Source organism: Pseudomonas sp. AA-38 (genome assembly GCF_029457475.1).
GTDB lineage: Bacteria > Pseudomonadota > Gammaproteobacteria > Pseudomonadales > Pseudomonadaceae > Aquipseudomonas.
This window is the reverse complement of sequence record NZ_CP120359.1, coordinates 2,820,028-2,837,137: the sequence shown is the minus strand read 5'-3', so window position 1 is coordinate 2,837,137 and position 17,110 is coordinate 2,820,028. Positions and strand designations below refer to the sequence as shown.

Genomic DNA, 17,110 nt, shown 5'->3' with positions numbered 1-17,110 from the left:
TTTATTGCCCACTTTTGTTACACGCGGAAAACGTCAGGCAGAACATGGAGTTGGCACCGCGTTTTATAGTCGAGTTGTGATCCGATTGTCGGGATCTTTTTTTCACCAGAATTATCAAGGGTCAGGTATTACATGGAATTCGGTCTGCGCGAGTGGCTGATCGTTATTGGCATCATCGTCATCGCTGGCATTCTCTTCGACGGCTGGCGCCGCATGCGCGGTGGCAAGGGCAAGCTCAAGTTCAAACTCGATCGCAGCTTCGCCAATATGCCCGATGACGACAGCGACCCGGATCTGCTCAGTCCGCCGCGGGTGGTGCAGCGCGATCACGAGCCGCAACTGGACGAAGACGACCTGCCGTCGATGAGCGCCAGGGATTTGCCGCGCCGCCCGCGCAACGAGCCGCAGCAGGGCGACCTCAATCTGGCCGTCGACGAGCCGGTGCCAACCCTGCTCAACCCGGTCGACGACGAACCCAAGGAACCGAAGAAAGCCACCAAGCCGGCTGCCGAGGCTGCACCGGTGGAAGAGGTGCTGGTGATCAACGTGGTGGCCCGCGACGACTTCGGCTTCAAGGGCCCGGCACTGCTGCAGAATATTCTGGAAAGCGGCCTGCGTTTCGGCGAAATGGACATCTTCCATCGCCACGAGAGCATGGCCGGTAATGGCGAAGTGCTGTTTTCCATGGCCAATGCCCTCAAACCCGGCACCTTCGACCTGGACGACATCGAAGGTTTCAGCACCCGTGCGGTGAGCTTCTTCCTCAGCCTGCCCGGCCCGCGTCATCCCAAGCAGGCCTTCGACGTGATGGTCGCCGCAGCGCGCAAGCTGGCCCATGAACTGGGCGGCGAGCTGAAGGATGACCAGCGCAGCGTGATGACCGCGCAGACCATCGAACATTACCGCCAGCGCATCGTCGAATTCGAGCGTCGGCAGTTGACCCAGAAACGCTGAAGAGCAGCGGCAAGCTGCAAGCCCCAAGTTGCAAGCCGAGCGCTTGGCTTGGGGCTTTTTCGTTCTTGCCGCTGGAAGCTTGTCGCTTGAGGCTTATGTGATGACCGACGCCGCCCAACGTATTTCCGCCCTGCGCCAGGAGCTGGACGCGCACAACTACCGCTATTACGTGCTGGACGAACCGAGCATCCCCGATGCCGAGTACGACCGCCTGTTCCGTGAGTTGCAGGCCCTGGAGGCCGAGCACCCGGAGCTGGTGACACCGGACTCGCCGACCCAGCGCGTCGGTGGCGAGGCCATCAGCGCCTTTGGCGAGGTGCGCCATGAGGTGCCCATGCTCAGCCTGGGCAACGCCTTCGAGGAGGATGACCTGCTCGCCTTCGACCGCAGCGTGCAGAGCGGCCTTGGCCTCTCCGGCGCTGACCTGTTCAGCGGTGGTGCCGAGGTGGAGTATAGCTGCGAGCCCAAGCTCGATGGCCTGGCGGTGAGCCTGCTGTACGAGAACGGCCAACTGGTGCGGGGCGCCACCCGTGGCGATGGCGCCACGGGCGAGGACATCAGCGCCAACGTGCGTACCATCCGCAACGTGCCGCTCAAGCTGCAGGGCGAGGGCTGGCCACGAGTGCTGGAGGTGCGCGGCGAGGTGTTCATGCCCAAGAGTGGTTTCGAGGCGCTCAATGCGCGCCAGGCCGAAAGCGGCGGCAAGACCTTCGCCAACCCGCGCAACGCCGCCGCCGGCAGCCTGCGCCAGCTCGACCCGAAGATCACCGCCAGCCGCCCGCTGGAGTTCTGCTGCTATGGCGTCGGCCAGGTCAGCGGCGAACTGCCCGGCACCCAGGTGGCCATGCTGCAACAGCTCAGGGCCTGGGGCATTCCCATCAGCCGCGAGCTGAAGTTGGCCAAGGGGGTGGCAGCCTGCCTGGACTACTACCGCGATATCGGCGACAGGCGCATGAGTCTGGAATACGACATCGACGGTGTGGTGTTCAAGGTCAACAACATCGAAGACCAGCAGCAACTGGGCTACCGTGCGCGCACGCCGCATTGGGCCATCGCGCACAAGTTCCCGGCGCAGGAAGAACTGACCGAACTGCTCGACGTGGAGTTCCAGGTCGGCCGCACCGGCGCGGTGACCCCCGTGGCGCGCCTCAAACCGGTCAAAGTGGCCGGGGTGATGGTGGCCAACGCCACCCTGCACAACATGGACGAGGTGGCGCGCCTGGGGGTGATGATCGGCGACACGGTGATCATTCGCCGCGCCGGCGACGTGATCCCGCAGGTGATGGCCGTGGTGCCCGAGCGCCGCCCGGAGGATGCGCGGCCCGTGCATATCCCCGAGCAGTGCCCGGTGTGCGGCTCGGCGGTGGAACGCACGCAACTGATCAAGCGCAGCAAGGGCAAGGAGTCGGTCAGCGAGGGTTCGGTGTATCGCTGCGTCGGTCGTCTGAGCTGCCAGGCGCAGCTCAAGCAGGCCATCATCCACTTCGTCTCGCGCCGCGCCATGGATATCGAAGGCCTCGGCGACAAGACCATCGAGCAACTGGTGGACGAGAAGCTGATCGCCTCGCCAGCCGACCTGTACAAGCTGAGCTTCGAGCAGATCATCGGCCTGGAAGGCTTCGCCGAGGTGTCCAGCAACAAGCTGCTGGCGGCCATCGCGGACAGCAAGCGGCCGACCCTGGCGCGTTTCATCTACGCCCTCGGCATTCCCGATGTCGGTGAGGAAACCGCCAAGGTGCTGGCTCGTTCCCTGGGTTCGCTGGCGCGTATCCAGCAGGCTCTGCCCGAAGTGCTCACCTACCTGCCGGATATCGGCCTGGAGGTGGCGCACGAGATTCACAGCTTCTTCGAGGATGGGCACAACCGGCAGGTGATCGAGGCGTTGCTGGGCGAGTGTGGCCTGCAACTGCAGGAAGAGGGCGAGCTGGGTGCCGAATTCAGCGCCGTCGCCACCCTGGGCGGCCTGCTCGACAAGCTGAACATTCCCACCGTTGGCCCGGGTGCGGCGCAAAAGCTGGCCGAGCGTTTCGGTAGCCTGGAAGGTGTGCTCGAGGGCGACTGGCTGGACATGCGCCAGGCTCTGCCGGAGCGGCAGGCCAAGGCCGTGCGGGAATTCTTCGACAACGTCGAGAACGCTCAGCGTGCCCGCGCCATCGAGCAGCAGTTGCGCGACTTCGGCATGCACTGGCAAAGCGAGAAGAAGGTCGCCGAAGGCCTGCCCCTGGCCGGTCAGACCTGGGTGCTGACCGGCACCCTGGAGGTCATGAGCCGCGACGTGGCCAAGGGTAAGCTGGAAAGCCTGGGGGCCAAGGTGGCCGGTTCGGTATCGGCCAAGACCCACTGTGTGGTGGCAGGCCCTGGCGCCGGCTCGAAGCTGGCCAAGGCTAGCGAGCTGGGGGTGAAGGTGCTGGACGAGGCGCAGTTCCTCGACCAGCTCAAGGCCTATGGCATCGAGCCATAGGCTCAGATAAGGCTTTGGCCGAGCGCGAGCCCCCGATAATCCTGTAGGGGCGAGTTCTGCTCGCGAAAAAGCGTTCGCGAGCAGTTCGTTCAATCCGAGCCGTAGCCCGGATGCATCCGGGAAAATAGGCCCCCATGGCCAAGCGGCTCAGCGCTCGCCGCGCGGGTTGGTCAGGGTCTTCTGGCGCAAGATGTAGATGCTCACACAGATAGCGCTGGTGAGCATGAAGGTACGGGCCCAGAAGTGCGGCACCAGGTAGCTGGAGAGGGCGATGCTCGACCACATCAGCACCAGGCTGTAGACCTTGGCCTTGAGTGGAATACCTTCGCCGGCAAGGTAATCGCGAATCCACGGGCCGAGTTTCGGGTGCAGCACCAGCCACAGGTAGAAGCGCCGTGAACTGCGCATGAAGCAGGCAGCGGCCAGTAGCAGGAAGGGGGTGGTCGGCATCACCGGCAGGAAGATGCCGATGACCCCCAGGGCGACACTCAGCCAGCCGACCGCCAGCAGCGCGTAACGCACGCTGCGGTGACGGCTTTCGCGCACTTCGCGAGGCATGGCCGAGCGGGAGGGATCAGTGGCGCGGCTTGAGCAGGGCGGGTTTTTCTTCCGGGGCCTGGCACAGCAGGAAGAGGGCGGTGAGCAGTTCGGGAATCTGCTCGACCATGCTGTCCACTAGGTCGTGGTCACGGGCGATTTCGGCGAATTCCTGCTGCTCGTCGAACAGGCCGGAGCCGACCATGATCGGCAGCAGCAGCTCGCTGACCTCGTCTTCGGCATCCTCGAACCACACCGCTTCACGCAGGAACACCCCTTCCATGAAGCCGATGCACCAGCCGCGCAGGTCGGAGTCGTCCGGCTCGTCGCCGAGGTCGAGGTCGCAAGGCAGCTCCGGCTCCTCTTCGCCGGCCAGTTGGCGGGCGATATGGGCCTTGAGGTGCACCAGCGTGTTTTCGATCTCTTCACGCTCGGCATCGCTGCGATAGTGCGGCGGTTCGGCGAACAGCGCATCGATCCACTCGCGCTCGGGCACCTGCTCGGGGCAGATGGCCAGGGCCGTCAGATAGCCATGGGCGGCCACGTAGTCCAGCGCTTCTTCATGCAGTTCGTCGGCATCGAGGAAGGCTTGCAGGCGGGACAATTGCTCGGCGAAGGACATCGTGGCGTTACCTTGAGGCTGAATGCGAGGCTGGATTCTATCAGGCTGAAGGAAAACTACCTACGCCGCGATGTCGAGGCCATCGGGCAGGGCGTTGCCCTGCACGGGGCCAGAGTACGGCATAATGCGCGGCTGGATTTCGGAGGCCTTCATGCTCGACCACGCCATGCGCATTCTCAAAGACGTTTTCGGCTACGACGCCTTTCGTGGCAACCAGGCCGCGATCATCGAGCGCGTGGCCGCTGGCGGCGATGCCCTGGTGCTGATGCCCACCGGCGGTGGCAAGTCGCTATGCTTCCAGGTGCCGGCGCTGATGCGCGAGGGCCTGGCGGTGGTGGTGTCGCCCTTGATCGCGCTGATGGACGATCAGGTCGCCACCCTCGACGAGCTGGGTGTGGCCGCTGTGGCGCTGAACTCCACCCTGAGCGCAGAGGAGCAGCGCGAGATCGCTGAGCGCATCCGCCGCGGTGAGATCAAGATGCTCTACTTGGCCCCCGAGCGCCTGGTGCAGCCGCGCATGCTGAGCTTCCTGCAGGATCTGCAAATCGCCCTGTTCGCCATCGACGAGGCCCATTGCGTGTCGCAATGGGGCCACGATTTCCGCCCGGAATACCTGCAGCTCGGCCAGCTTGCCGAGCTGTTCCCGCAGGTGCCGCGTATCGCCCTGACCGCCACGGCGGACAAGCGCACCCGCGAGGAGATCGTCCAGCGTCTGCACCTGAACGACGCCGAGCGCTTCCTTTCCAGCTTCGACCGGCCGAACATCTTCTATCGCATCCAACCCAAGGACAATCCGCGCAAGCAGTTGCTGACCTTCCTCACCCCGCGCAAAGGCGATGCCGGCATCGTCTACTGCCTGTCGCGCAAGAAGGTGGAGGAGGTGGCTGAATTCCTCAGTGCCCAGGGCTACCCGGCGTTGCCGTATCACGCCGGCCTGGCCAATGACCTGCGCGCCTATCACCAGAAGCGCTTCCTCAACGAGGAAGGGTTGATCATGGTGGCCACCATCGCCTTCGGCATGGGCATCGACAAGCCCAACGTGCGCTTCGTCTGCCATCTCGATCTGCCCAAGTCGCTGGAGGCCTACTACCAGGAAACCGGCCGCGCTGGCCGTGATGGGCTGCCGGCCGACGCCTGGATGGCCTACGGCCTGCAGGACGTGATCTTTCTCAAGCAGATGCTGGCCAATTCCGAGGGGGACGAGCGCCACAAGCGCATCGAGCAGCACAAGCTTGACGCCATGCTGGCGCTGTGCGAGGAGCCACGCTGTCGGCGTCAGGCGTTGCTGGCCTATTTCGACGAGGAACTGCCGCAGCCCTGTGGGCACTGCGACAACTGCATCGATGACGTACAGACCTGGGATGCTACCGAGGCCGCGCGCCAGGCCTTGTCGACCATCTACCGCAGTGGCCAGCGCTATGGCGTCGGCCATCTGGTGGACATCCTCCTTGGGCGCGACAACGAGAAGATTCGCAGCGCCGGTCATCAGCACCTGGCGGTGTTCGGCATGGGCAAGGCACGCAGCGAGAGCGAATGGCGCACCCTGTTCCGCCAACTGGTGGCGCGCGGCCTGGCCGACGTCGACCTGGAAGGCTTCGGCGGCCTGCGCCTGACCGAGGCCTGCCGGCCCTTGCTGCGTGGCGAGGTGAGCCTGCAACTGCGTCACGATCCCAAGCCGGCGCAGAGCGCCAAGGCCTCGTCCTCCGGTAGTGCTGCCAGCCAACTGGTGCGCAGCCATGAACGCGAGATGTGGGAGGCGCTGCGCAGCCTGCGACGCAAGCTGGCCGAGGAGCACAGCGTGCCGCCCTACGTGATCTTCCCCGATGCCACGCTGCTGGAGATGCTGCGCAGCCAGCCTGGCTCGCTGAGCGAAATGGCCGAGGTCAGCGGTGTCGGTGCGCGCAAGCTGGAGCGCTACGGCCAGGCCTTTCTCGATGTGCTCAACGGCAGCGAAGAAGCGCCTGCGCCCGCGCCGGTCGCCGATCTGCGTCATGAACTGGTCAGCCTGGCCCGTGCCGGCATGACCCCGGCGCAGATCGCCAGTCAGCTGAACTGCAGCGAGCGCAACGTCTACAGCCTGCTGGCCGAAGCCATCGGCGAGCAGCAACTGAGCCTGGAGCAGGCGCTGGATCTGCCCGAGGAACTGCTCGGCGAGATCCAGGACGCCTTCCTCGACGGCGAGGGCGAACTGCCCCCGGTCAGCGCCATCGCGCCGCTGTTCGCCGGGCAGGTGCCGGAGGCCGTTCTGCATTGCGTGCGGGCCGCCTTGCAGGCGGAATTCGAGGGCTGACGTTCTGTCATTGCCCGCACCCTGCTAAGGTATGCTGAAGCTCCCGTAGAGTGAGATACCTGTGCCGACCTATCGCGCTTGGCTCAACGACATCCGCCCCAGTCCCTATGCCGATCAGTTGAACATGGGTTTCCGTGGCCTGCGTTTCGTCCGTGGGCTGGAGGCCGAATATCGAACCCATCTGCTGGAAGAGCTTTTCGAGCTCAAACGTATCGCCCTGAGCATGGGGGTGCTCATCTGGGTGGTACTGGCGGTGCTGGACAGCTTCATGATCCAGGGTGTGCACCTGTGGTGGATGCTCGCTGTGCGTCTGCTGGTGCTGATCATCCTGCTGGTCTGTGGCGCGCTGATCCTGCAGCGCCGACATTTCCATCTGCTGCAGCCGCTCAGCCTGCTGTGCATCCTGGCGCTGGGCATCGGCACTGCGCTGGACATCGGCATCGCACACCGGGTCGACCCGCATTACCCCTATGAAGGCCTGTTTCTGGTGAGCATGGCCGCCTACTTCCTGGTGGGGTTGCGCCTCACCGAGGCGGTGATCTGCGCATCGCTGGTGCTGCTGGTGTACGTCCTGGTCGAGATCTGGGCTGGCTTGCCACCAGCGCGTCTGCTCAACAACCTGTTGCTGCTGGTGGTCGGCAACCTGATGGGGGCGGTCGGCTGCTATCTGCTGGAATACAAGTCGCGCGAGCATTTTCTGGTCAGCAACCTGCTGCAGTTGCTGGCCGATCACGACAGCCTCACCGGCTTGCACAATCGGCGCAGCTTCAACCGCCATTTCGAGCGCATTTGGCGGCAAGCGCAGCGCAATGGCCAGTCCCTGGCCCTGCTGCTCTGCGATATCGACCATTTCAAGGCCTACAACGACCGCTATGGCCATCAGGCCGGCGATCGCGCCTTGCAGCAGGTTGGCGCCCTGATCGAGCAGGCTGCCCGCAGGCCACTGGATATGGCGGTACGCCTGGGGGGTGAGGAGTTCGGCCTGTTGCTGTTCGACATCAACGCCGAGGAAGCCCTGCTGCGCGCCGAGTCCTTGCGCCAGTCCGTTACCGAGGCGGCCATCGAGCACCTGGCTTCGGATACCGCCCAGGTGCTGAGCCTGTCCATCGGCGTCGCGGCCATCACCCCGGGCAGCGGCCAGGAACTCAGTCACCTGTATGCCCATGCTGACCGTGCCCTCTACGAGGCCAAGGCCTTCGGTCGTGACCGGGTAGCGAGCTGATCCGCAGCATCTGAAACGCGCCGCGACAAAAGGCAGGCTTGCTCTGAAGCCGAGGTTATGGCTAGCTGGCTAATAATTAGTTTTTGACCTTTGTAAGAGCCGATTCACTCATGTCCTACCCTGATCAACATCGTTTTGCCATGCAAGTCGCTCAACTGTCACGCGCCTGGCGCTCCGAACTCGACCGCCGTTTGGTTGGCCTTGGCCTGTCCCAGGCACGCTGGCTGGTGCTGTTGCACCTGGCACGTTTCGCGGAAATGCCCACCCAGCGAGAGTTGGCGCAGAGCGTCTGCGTCGAGGGGCCGACCCTGGCGCGCCTGCTCGACAGCCTGGAAGCGCAGGGGCTGGTGAGCCGCGTGGCGGTACCCGAAGATCGCCGAGCGAAGAAGGTGGCATTGCAGCCCAAGGCGCAGCCGTTGATCGAGAAGATCGAGGCGATTTCCACCCAGCTACGTCAGGAGGTCTTTGCTGGTATCGACGAAGAGGATCTGCGTCGTTGCCAGCAGGTGCATGCCCGGGTTCTGGCCAACCTGCAGAAGTCGTGAATGGGCGGCTCGTCGTAACTGAGCAATTGCTCGCCAAACCAAAGAGTAAGCACAACCATTCGGCAGGCCGGTGGTTTTGGTGTCCATTTTTTGACATAAAGCGCTTGATGGTGCCTGGCTTTCGTCGGCAAACTGGTGGCATTGTGCTGTTTTGTGAAGCAGTCGTCACTGGAGTGAGGCGAGGCCAACAGGCTTCTGCGCTCCTGAAGTGCTGTCCTATCGTTTCGTAAGCTACTCTTCTGGCAAGGGAAAGCCATGACAGGAAGTCCGAAGGTGCTGTGCGAAGTGTAAACCGTGGAGGTCAAATGGCTCGGATGCGTCAGTTGGTTTTGGGAGTGGCCTCGGGCTCCGCTCTCTATTCCGGTATGGTGCCGGCATTAGGGTTGGGCGAGATCACCCTGCACTCTGCGCTGAGTCAGCCGCTGGATGCCGAGATCGAGTTGCTGCAGGTCGGTGACCTGAGCACCTCGGACATGAAGGTGCGCTTGGCGCCTGCCGATGTCTTCACGCGTTCTGGGGTCGAGCGTTTCTATTTCCTCAACGACCTGCGTTTCACGCCGATTCTCGATGGTTCGCGCAATGTCATTCGGGTGGTGTCCAGCAAGCCGGTACGCGAGCCATACCTGAACTTCATCGTCGAGGTGGCGCGCCCCAACGGCCAGCTCTATCGCGAGTACACCGTACTGCTCGACCCGCCCGGTTCGACGGCCTACAGCAGCAGCGCAGCCAGCATCGCTGCGGTGCCGCAGGCGTCCGCGCCCAAGGCTGTCGCCGTGGCCACGACGAACAAGACCCCCATGCCGCCAGCCATTCTGGGCCAGCGTTACCGCGTGCAGCGTGGCGATAGCCTCTGGCGCATCGCCTCCAGTCTGGTCAAGGCCGGCAGCCCGGCCAGCCGCGAAGCGCTGATGGAGGATATCTTCGCTCTCAACCAGAGCGCTTTCGTCGGGGGCAATCGAAATCGCCTGCGGGTCGATCAGAACCTGCTGTTGCCGGATTCTGCCGCACCTGCCGCTGCGCCAGTGGGGCAGGCTCCAGTCGCGCAGCCCACTACACCCTCTGCCACGGCTCCAGCGGTGCAGGCGCCAGTCACGCAGCCAGCTACATCATCTGCCACAGAACCAGCGGTGCAGGCCCCTGCGTCGGCTACCGTGACGCCCGAAGCACCTGCCGCAGATACCACCAATGCCGTGCAGGACAGCCCTGCCGAACAGGTGGTGGGAGCCCCGTCTGCCGAGGTCGTTCCCGGTGTGGCGCCGGCCATGCCCAGCGAGGCGGTGGCCCAGGTCAACGAGCAATTGCAGGAAGTATCCGAGCAGAACGCCCAGTTGCAGTCGGCACTGGCGCAGATGCAGAGCCAGTTGGAAGAGCTACGCCAGCAGATGGCGGAAAAGGATCGCCAGTTGCAGGCGATCTCCCAGGAGGTGGCGCAGCGCCCGCCAGCCGAGGCTGCGACGCAGGCAGAAACCGACGCCGCTGCCAACAGCTCGACCCTAGGCTGGAGTTTCTGGCTGGTGGCTGGTTTGCCACTGCTTGGTCTGGCTCTGTTCGGCTTGCTGGTGGCCTATCGGCGCAAGGCCGAAGAACAGCCTTCGGAACCGGTCAAGGAGACACCTGCGGCTGCCGTTGCCGAACCTGTACCCGCGCCGGTCAGCCGCGCGGTGGCCGCTCAGCCGGTGGCTGAGCCCGATCCGCTGGAGGGGGCCAATGTCTACATCGCCTATGGCCGTTTCGCCGAGGCCGCCAGTGCTCTGCGCCGTTCCATCGAACAGCATCCGCAGCGTACCGATCTGCGTCTGCGCCTGTGCGAGGTGTACGGTGAGCTGGCCGATGAGCCGGCTTTCCTTGATCAGCAAAAGGCGCTGCTCGAGTTGGGGGTTCCGGCTGCGCAAATCGAACCGATCCGGGCGCGTTACTTCTCCAACTCTGCCGTCGCATCCGCTTCTGCCGTGGCTGCCGCGAGCCATCAGGCAGTCGCGCCGGAGCCGCTGGTCGACGGCGATTACCAGCTCAACCTCGATGACTTCTCGCTGGATGCCGACTGGGATCTGGTCAGCCCGTTCAAGGCCGAAACCCCTGAACGGCTGAAGAAGAAAGCGCAGCAGGAGGCTCAGGAAGCCGAAGTCGATGAGCATTTCTCCAGCAACCTGCAGGAGTTGCCCCAGGTCTTCGAGATGGACGAAGAACACGCCGCAGCCGAGGCTGCCCCGGTGGACGAATACGTGCTCGACGAGCAGTTCCTCGACGCTTTCGATGAGGGCGAAGAGCCGCCGCTGCATGGCATGGATATCGAAGAGCTGGCCGGTGATCCCGAGCACATGACCAAGCTCAACCAGGCGCTGGCTTACATCAAGCAGGGCGATATCGAGCAGGCCTGCGACATCCTCAACGAGGTGATCGACGAGGGGGACGAGCAGGAAAAGCAGGCCGCGCGCCAGCTACTCGCTGAGATCGCCTGACTCCCGCTGTTCGGGGGCGCCTGACCTGAACGTCTGCGTTCCTCGAGGGCTCTCTCGAAAACCCGATGCAGGTTCTGGCATCGGGTTTTCTTATTGGGCGGCGTATTGGGTGGGGCGTGATACTGGACTGGGAAGTTTGTGTGTGATCATGTGGGCCTATTTTGGTGTTCTGGACGCCGCTGCGGTGCTTGCGGGGACTCCTAGTTTCGCCCCCTCGGGCGACTCACTTTTCTTTGAACTCGGATTGCCGCCCAGCGCAAAGAAAAGTAAGCAAAAGAAACGCACCCCCGCCATCCGGAACTAGGCGTCCCCGTCATGCTTCGCTCGACTTCCCTCACTTCGGCATCGCTCCGGGGTCGGCGTACATGGGCCATCCCTGGCCCATTACGCGGGGCCGCCATCGGTATCTCGCGGCATCCATGCCGCTCGCCCCCTGCGCAATGCCTACGTTCGGCCTCCTGAAGGGGAGTTAGCGCGCCTGAACGTACATCGGTTTCGGGCATGCCCGGCGTGTTCTGGTAACAGCGAAGTCACGACGTGGCCGTCGGTTAAACCAAAACTTTCATTCGCGTGGTTTCATCCGCATGGATAGCTTGCCGGCTTTCAGCCGGCATTCTGGTCAGCCCTAAGGCTGACCCTTGTTCAAGCACTCCATGCTACTTCTGGGTTACCTCGGGTTCAGGCGCGTGCAGAGCCCGCCCAGGAGGGTGAGCGGAATCGTCGTGGAAGAGGTTGAGCGGCATGGATGCCGCGACGACTGCATGGATGCAGGAGGTAGAGCGACGCAGGATGCCAAAGCCGAGAGCCGCGATGGGCCAGGGATGGCCCACCGTCGGTGGGCCGCATCCGGTCGGGCCTCTGGAGCGGCGATGGAGTGAACGAACCCTGGCGCAGCCAGGGCCGGATGATCGGGCGGAGGGTTTTGGTTACTTTTGCCCGTCAAAAGTGACTCGCCTGGGAAGGCGAAACCAAAACTTTCAACAAAAACGCGGCAATTCGGAACAAGCACCCCTAAAAACGACAACCGTATCCCCAGTCCAGTATCAGAACCCTCAACCCTCTGGCATCAGAAACTCTTACCCAAATTCAGATACAACGCCTTCTCCCGCTCATCATTGAACCCATAACTGAAATTCAGCGGGCCGAGTGGCGTGTCGAGGCCGAGGAAGACGCTGGCGGCGTTGATGTAGCCGCTGTCGAAGGCATTGTCGTTGTTCCAGGCGCGGCCACGCTCCAGCGACAGGCCCAGGTACAGCGGGAAGTCCAATGGCAGCAACGAGTGCTGGGTCAGGCGGCGGTAGTAGACCAGGCGCGCCAGCGCTACGTTCTGCCCGCTCAGGGCATCCTGGCGGAAGCCCGACAGCTCCTGGGCACCACCGAGGACGAAGCCGGAGGTGACCACGTCGGCTTCGTCCAGGGTGCGTCCATAGCGGCCGCCGAAGATCCAGGTGTTGCGCTCGTGGCTGAAGGCTTTGTTCAGCTCCAGCTCCCACTGGCGGTAGTCCTGATCGGAGTCCAGGCTCTTGTCGTACTGGCGCAGCAGCAGGCCGATCTCCTCACCCTGGCGGGGGAAGTCGACGTTGTCCAGGGTGTCGAAGGAGTACTTGAGTTCGTAGTAGCCCTCGCTGAAGCTGAAGCTGGGCAGATCGCGCTCACCAACCCGCACGTCCGCTTCGCCCCAGGCCTGGCCGATGCCGAAGCGGATCTCGCCGTTGTTGGCGATCTGCCGGCCCAGATTCAGGCCATAGCCGTAACGTTCCAGACGGTACTCGGCGATGGGGTCGTTATCCAGGATGGATTCGATGTTGCGCGCCTCGGCGGACAGATAAGGCGCGACGAAGTAGCGCGAGCCGGAATCCAGTGGTTGGTAGAACTCGCTGTAGAGCTCCTGGCGATCCCCCAGTTGCACCCGGGTCAGCCACTCGGCGCCCAGTTCGTTGATGCCGTTGATGCGGTAGCTGGCGCCGATGTTGAAGACGCTGTCGCCGCGCATGTCGTCGGCCAGGTTCAGGCCCAGACGCAGGTAGTCGGTGCCGGTGCGCCGGCCGCGGGCGTCGATCACCAGTGCGCTGCCGCGATCCTTGAGCGGGGTGATGCGGTATTGCACGCGCTCGAAGTAGTCCAGGCCGTAGAGCGTGCCCATGTCCTTCTGCAGGCGTTCGAGATCCAGCGGCTGGTTCAGCGGCTGGCGAATGTGGCTGAGGATCACCGCGTCACCCACCTTGGAATCGTTGACCACGCGGATTTCGCGGATCAGCGGGTTGCGTTGCTCGCGCGAACGGGCCACGGCCAGCGCTGGGTTGCCACCTCCCGGGCGGGCGAAGCGCGCCAGGGGTTCGGCCAGGGCCTCGGTGGCGCGGTAGCCGGCATCGATCATCTGCTCGGCGCGGTCGAAGTCGGCCACGCCGAAACCGGCCAGGGGCGGGGTGATCAGCAGGTCGTTGGTGGTCAGGGTCTTGAGCTGCTCTTCGGAGTTCTTGCGGGTCATCAGGGTGATCGACTGGTTCATCACGTCGACCACGGTGACCAGCTCCTTCACCGGGCGCAGGGGCGTGCCGAGATCCACCACTATGACCCGGTCGACGCCCATCTGCCGCGCCACGTCGATGGGGATGTTGTTGACCATGCCGCCGTCCACCAGCAGGTGGCCGTCCAGCTCCACCGGGGCGAACACCGCCGGGATCGACATGCTGGCGCGCATCGCCTGGGGCAGGTGGCCGCTGCGTAGGATCACCTGCTCGCCGGTGGCGATGTCGGTGGCCACGGCGCGGAAGGGTATGGGCAGGCGGTCGAAGTCGCGGGTGTCGCTGCGATGCACCAGCAGGCTCTCCAGGAGCATGGCCAGGTTCTGCCCCTGGATCATGCCCAGCGGCAGGCCGAGGCTACCGTCGTCGCGGAAGCTGAGTTTCTGCTTGATGAGGAAGTCGCGGTCGTCCTGCTTGCGGCGGAAGGGCACGTCTTCCCGTGGCGGCGAGTCGGACAGCGCCTGCTGCCAGTCCAGCTCCAGGGCCAGGCGCTGCAGCTCCTCGACGCTGTAACCCGAGGCGTACAGGCCGCCGATGATGGCGCCCATGCTGGTGCCGGCCACGGCATCGATGCGAATGCCCTGACGCTCCAGCGACTTGAGCACGCCGATGTGCGCCAGGCCACGGGCGGCGCCACCGGAGAGCACCAGGCCGACGCGTTCCTCGGCCATGGCTGGCAGGCCGAGCAGTGTGGAGAGGGTGAGCAACAGGGCAAGCAGACGAGACATGACGAATACCGGATGAGGCGAACGCAAAGGCGGCTATTATAGGCATCCGCTTCGCCATACCGAGCCCGCCCATGTCCGATCACAAGCCGGAAATCGTCATTACCTATTGCACCCAGTGCCAGTGGCTGCTGCGTGCCGCCTGGCTGGCTCAGGAGTTGCTCAGCACCTTCGCCGAGGAGCTGGGCCGAGTCAGCCTGGAGCCGAGCAGCGGTGGCACCTTTCGCATCCTCTGCAATGGCGTGCAGATCTGGGAGCGCAAGGCCGACGGCGGCTTCCCCGAGGCCAAGGTGCTCAAGCAGCGCGTGCGCGACCTGATCGACCCAGGCCGTGATCTGGGCCACAACGACCGCGTCACGCACTAACAGGCCGTTGAAAAACTACCTCGGCTTTGGCTTCCTGCGTCACTCTACCTCCTGCATCCATGCAGTCGTGCGTTGGCAATACTGCGTTAAAAACGGCCTCGCGTGCGAGCTCAGGCTAGGCGCCCCCGTCAAAAATGCTCATTTACAGCACGTAAACCCGAGTGCGGGCCCAGTGCTTTTTTCGGCTGTTTTTGCGGGGCCACCATCGGTATTGTCTTGCCTGCCTCGGCTCGGGCTTCCTGCTTCGCTCTACCTCCTGCATCCATGCAGTCGTCGCCTGCGTTTTTCAACAGCCTGCTGAGCGGCCGTCGTGGCTGTGCCTCAATAACCGCTGGGCTCGGCGCTGCGTTGGCCCAGGCTGTGGCTGAGCGCAGCTCGGGCCTCGTCCTTGAGCAGGCGGTTGCCAGCCACGTAGCGCACGATCCACGGCAGCTTCCGCACCTGGCCACCGCCGAGTCGCGCCAGCACATAGGCCATGGCGCATTTCTCGAACAGCTCGGCATTGAACAGCATGCGGTTGCGGGTCACGCCGAGGATCAGCAGGCGTCCGTCCACCAGGCCGCCGTTGCCGCCCTTGGCCAGGGCCGCCTGCAGGTGCTCGGCACGGGTGGGTTGCCAGCAGTGTCCGAGGTGCCGTGCCTGTTCGTCGAAGATGCCTGGCATGGCTTCGCCCAGGCCTTGCAACTGCAGGCTCCAGCGTGGGCTCAGGGAGGCGATGGCCCCGGCATCCTGGCGCAGGCGATAGGCCTGGGCGTGCAGGGCGGCGGTGCCATTGCCTGGATTGGCCAGCTCCAGCGTGCGAGGTAGCTCGCCAGGTTCGACGAAGAGCATCTGCCCCTGGTCGGGAATGCGCAGCGACAGCGCATCCCCACTGCGGTTGAGCAGGCCCTTGCCGCTCAAGCGTGAGGCGGCCTGGATGATTTCTTCTTGCATGCTCACACCACCAGTTTGAAGACGTCCTCGAAGCGGTTAAGCGCCTCGTCGACGATGTCATCGGTATCCGCCGCGCTGGTGTACAGCCGGCTGCCGGCCAGGGTCACCAGGCCGTGGGCCATGTAGGCGGCGCCCATTTCTTCCATCATGTGCTTGCGCGGGTTGACTTCGCGCATCAGTTGGATCGGGTTACGCACGTTGAGCAGCAACACGCCGGAAGTCTGCAGGTGCACCACCGAGCCCTGGTTGTAGACCACATAGGGCAGGCCGAGGCGGTTTACGATCTCGTTCAGGCCGGCGGTCATGCGGTCACCGGCGCGCCCGGCCACGGCCGGGGCGTTGCGTTTTTCCATCTCCACCAGGCTGTGGTAACCGGCCACGCAGGACAGCGGGTTGGCGGTCAGGGTGCCGCCGACGAAGGCGCGTTTGGTCTGCTTGCCGCCGATACCGCCGGCCAACAGCATCATCACCTCGCGGCGGCCGCCGATGCCGCCGGCCATGGGGTAACCGCCGGTCAGGCATTTGCCGAAGATGGTCAGATCCGGCATGACGCCGAAATACCCCTGGGCCCCGCCCATGCCGACGCGGAAGCCGCTGACCACCTCGTCGAAGATCAGCAGGGCGCCGAACTCGTCGCACAGCTTGCGCAGGTTGGCGTTGAAGTCCTTGCGTGCCGGGCGGGTACCGCTTTCCGGGCCGAGCGGCTCGACGATGATGGCCGCGGTGCCGCCGCGCAGGCGGTTGATCCAGAGGCGACGGCGGATGGCGGCGAGGTCGTTGGGGAAGCTTTCCTGGGTGTAGTGCGTCGCGCCACCAGGGATGCCCACGGCCTCGCGCCGGCCAGTGCCGGGGATGCGCATGCCGTAGACCATCTGGTCGCTCCAGCCGTGGTAGGCGCCGCCGATCTTGATCACCCATTTCTTGCCGGTATAGGCCCGCGCCAGGCGGATCGCGCCCATTACCGACTCGGTGCCGGAGGCGAGCATGCGGAACATCTCCACCGAGGGCACGTGGCGGCAGACCAGCTCCGCCAGCTTGACCTCGTACTCGTGCAGCAGGCCGGTGGAGGGGCCGCATTCGCGCAGGGTCTCGATGACCTTTTCCTGCACCACCGGGTCGTTGCTGCCGAGCAGGGTCGGCCCGCCGGCCTGGAGAAAGTCGATGTAACGGTTACCGTCGACATCTTCCAGATGTGCGCCCTGGGCGCTCTTCATGGCCAGCGGGAAGGGGTAGTTGAAGGCCAGGTTGTGCTGGATGCCGCCAGGGATGAACTGGCCGGCAGCGCTGGCCAGCGCCTTGGAGGTAGCGCATTTGCTGTTGAAATAGTCGTGCACCTTGTCCATATGCTCGCGGCGGATCGGCCGGATTGGCTGCTTGATCAGCGCCTTGAGGCGAGCGTCGACGGCATCGGTGTCCGGCCATTGGGAGATGCCGGAGGCGGTCTGCGGAATCGGGGTGGAAGCGTTCATGGG

The 17,110-nt window shown here is 64.2% G+C and carries 12 protein-coding genes; 7 read left to right on the top strand and 5 right to left on the bottom strand.

The genetic code is table 11. The features are described 5' to 3' along the window. The first annotated feature begins 132 nt into the window (after positions 1-132). Entirely contained in the window at positions 133-954 is an 822-nt protein-coding gene (gene zipA, locus PVE35_RS12920; RefSeq protein WP_277372026.1) for a cell division protein ZipA, read from the top strand. 100 nt (positions 955-1,054) lie between these two features. Further along, complete coding sequence (gene ligA, locus PVE35_RS12915) at positions 1,055-3,415, top strand: NAD-dependent DNA ligase LigA (protein ID WP_277372025.1); 2,361 nt, start codon at positions 1,055-1,057, stop codon at positions 3,413-3,415. 147 nt (positions 3,416-3,562) lie between these two features. Here the strand turns inward: ligA and PVE35_RS12910 are convergent, their stop codons facing one another. Both PVE35_RS12910 and PVE35_RS12905 read right to left on the bottom strand, forming a co-directional pair. After that, the gene (locus tag PVE35_RS12910; protein ID WP_277372024.1) at positions 3,563-3,973 is read right to left on the bottom strand and encodes a YbaN family protein; all 411 of its coding nucleotides are present in this window, start codon (positions 3,971-3,973) and stop codon (positions 3,563-3,565) included. 16 nt (positions 3,974-3,989) lie between these two features. Next, the gene (locus tag PVE35_RS12905) at positions 3,990-4,574 is read right to left on the bottom strand and encodes a YecA family protein (RefSeq protein ID WP_277372023.1); all 585 of its coding nucleotides are present in this window, start codon (positions 4,572-4,574) and stop codon (positions 3,990-3,992) included. Between the two features lie 151 nt (positions 4,575-4,725). On the opposite strand from PVE35_RS12905, the gene recQ reads away from it, so the two are divergent. From recQ to PVE35_RS12885, 4 genes are all read left to right on the top strand, one after another. Continuing rightward, positions 4,726-6,864 (top strand): DNA helicase RecQ, encoded by a 2,139-nt coding sequence (gene recQ, locus PVE35_RS12900; RefSeq protein WP_277372022.1) that lies wholly within the window; start codon positions 4,726-4,728, stop codon positions 6,862-6,864. Positions 6,865-6,988: 124 nt separating this feature from the next. Further along, complete coding sequence (locus PVE35_RS12895; RefSeq protein WP_268184273.1) at positions 6,989-8,086, top strand: GGDEF domain-containing protein; 1,098 nt, start codon at positions 6,989-6,991, stop codon at positions 8,084-8,086. Positions 8,087-8,196: 110 nt separating this feature from the next. Next, positions 8,197-8,631 carry a MarR family transcriptional regulator gene (locus PVE35_RS12890; RefSeq protein ID WP_268183611.1) on the top strand — a complete coding sequence of 145 codons (435 nt, stop codon included), beginning with the start codon at positions 8,197-8,199 and terminating at the stop codon, positions 8,629-8,631. A gap of 305 nt (positions 8,632-8,936) precedes the next feature. Continuing rightward, positions 8,937-11,090, top strand: a complete 2,154-nt coding sequence (locus PVE35_RS12885) for a FimV/HubP family polar landmark protein (RefSeq protein WP_277372021.1) — start codon at positions 8,937-8,939, stop codon at positions 11,088-11,090. A 1,066-nt stretch (positions 11,091-12,156) separates the two neighbouring features. On the opposite strand, the gene PVE35_RS12880 is transcribed toward PVE35_RS12885, so the two are convergent. Then, the gene (locus PVE35_RS12880; RefSeq protein ID WP_268183615.1) at positions 12,157-14,343 is read right to left on the bottom strand and encodes a patatin-like phospholipase family protein; all 2,187 of its coding nucleotides are present in this window, start codon (positions 14,341-14,343) and stop codon (positions 12,157-12,159) included. A gap of 71 nt (positions 14,344-14,414) precedes the next feature. On the opposite strand from PVE35_RS12880, the gene PVE35_RS12875 reads away from it, so the two are divergent. Further along, on the top strand, positions 14,415-14,705 hold the full coding sequence (locus PVE35_RS12875) for a SelT/SelW/SelH family protein (protein WP_268183617.1): 291 nt from the start codon (positions 14,415-14,417) through the stop codon (positions 14,703-14,705). Between the two features lie 321 nt (positions 14,706-15,026). On the opposite strand, the gene PVE35_RS12870 is transcribed toward PVE35_RS12875, so the two are convergent. Both PVE35_RS12870 and PVE35_RS12865 read right to left on the bottom strand, forming a co-directional pair. Then, complete coding sequence (locus tag PVE35_RS12870; RefSeq protein ID WP_277372020.1) at positions 15,027-15,638, bottom strand: hypothetical protein; 612 nt, start codon at positions 15,636-15,638, stop codon at positions 15,027-15,029. A gap of 2 nt (positions 15,639-15,640) precedes the next feature. Further along, positions 15,641-17,107: an aminotransferase class III-fold pyridoxal phosphate-dependent enzyme gene (locus tag PVE35_RS12865; protein ID WP_277372019.1), complete on the bottom strand. Its 1,467-nt coding sequence runs from the start codon at positions 17,105-17,107 to the stop codon at positions 15,641-15,643. Positions 17,108-17,110: the final 3 nt, after the last annotated feature.

Bases quoted from the DNA above. Each gene is read 5' to 3' on its own strand.
- zipA (WP_277372026.1), top strand. From the start codon at position 133: ATGGAATTCGGTCTGCGCGAGTGGCTGATCGTTATTGGCATCATCGTC.
- ligA (WP_277372025.1), top strand. From the start codon at position 1,055: ATGACCGACGCCGCCCAACGTATTTCCGCCCTGCGCCAGGAGCTGGAC.
- PVE35_RS12910 (WP_277372024.1), bottom strand. From the start codon at position 3,973: ATGCCTCGCGAAGTGCGCGAAAGCCGTCACCGCAGCGTGCGTTACGCG.
- PVE35_RS12905 (WP_277372023.1), bottom strand. From the start codon at position 4,574: ATGTCCTTCGCCGAGCAATTGTCCCGCCTGCAAGCCTTCCTCGATGCC.
- recQ (WP_277372022.1), top strand. From the start codon at position 4,726: ATGCTCGACCACGCCATGCGCATTCTCAAAGACGTTTTCGGCTACGAC.
- PVE35_RS12895 (WP_268184273.1), top strand. From the start codon at position 6,989: ATGGGTTTCCGTGGCCTGCGTTTCGTCCGTGGGCTGGAGGCCGAATAT.
- PVE35_RS12890 (WP_268183611.1), top strand. From the start codon at position 8,197: ATGTCCTACCCTGATCAACATCGTTTTGCCATGCAAGTCGCTCAACTG.
- PVE35_RS12885 (WP_277372021.1), top strand. From the start codon at position 8,937: ATGGCTCGGATGCGTCAGTTGGTTTTGGGAGTGGCCTCGGGCTCCGCT.
- PVE35_RS12880 (WP_268183615.1), bottom strand. From the start codon at position 14,343: ATGTCTCGTCTGCTTGCCCTGTTGCTCACCCTCTCCACACTGCTCGGC.
- PVE35_RS12875 (WP_268183617.1), top strand. From the start codon at position 14,415: ATGTCCGATCACAAGCCGGAAATCGTCATTACCTATTGCACCCAGTGC.
- PVE35_RS12870 (WP_277372020.1), bottom strand. From the start codon at position 15,638: ATGCAAGAAGAAATCATCCAGGCCGCCTCACGCTTGAGCGGCAAGGGC.
- PVE35_RS12865 (WP_277372019.1), bottom strand. From the start codon at position 17,107: ATGAACGCTTCCACCCCGATTCCGCAGACCGCCTCCGGCATCTCCCAA.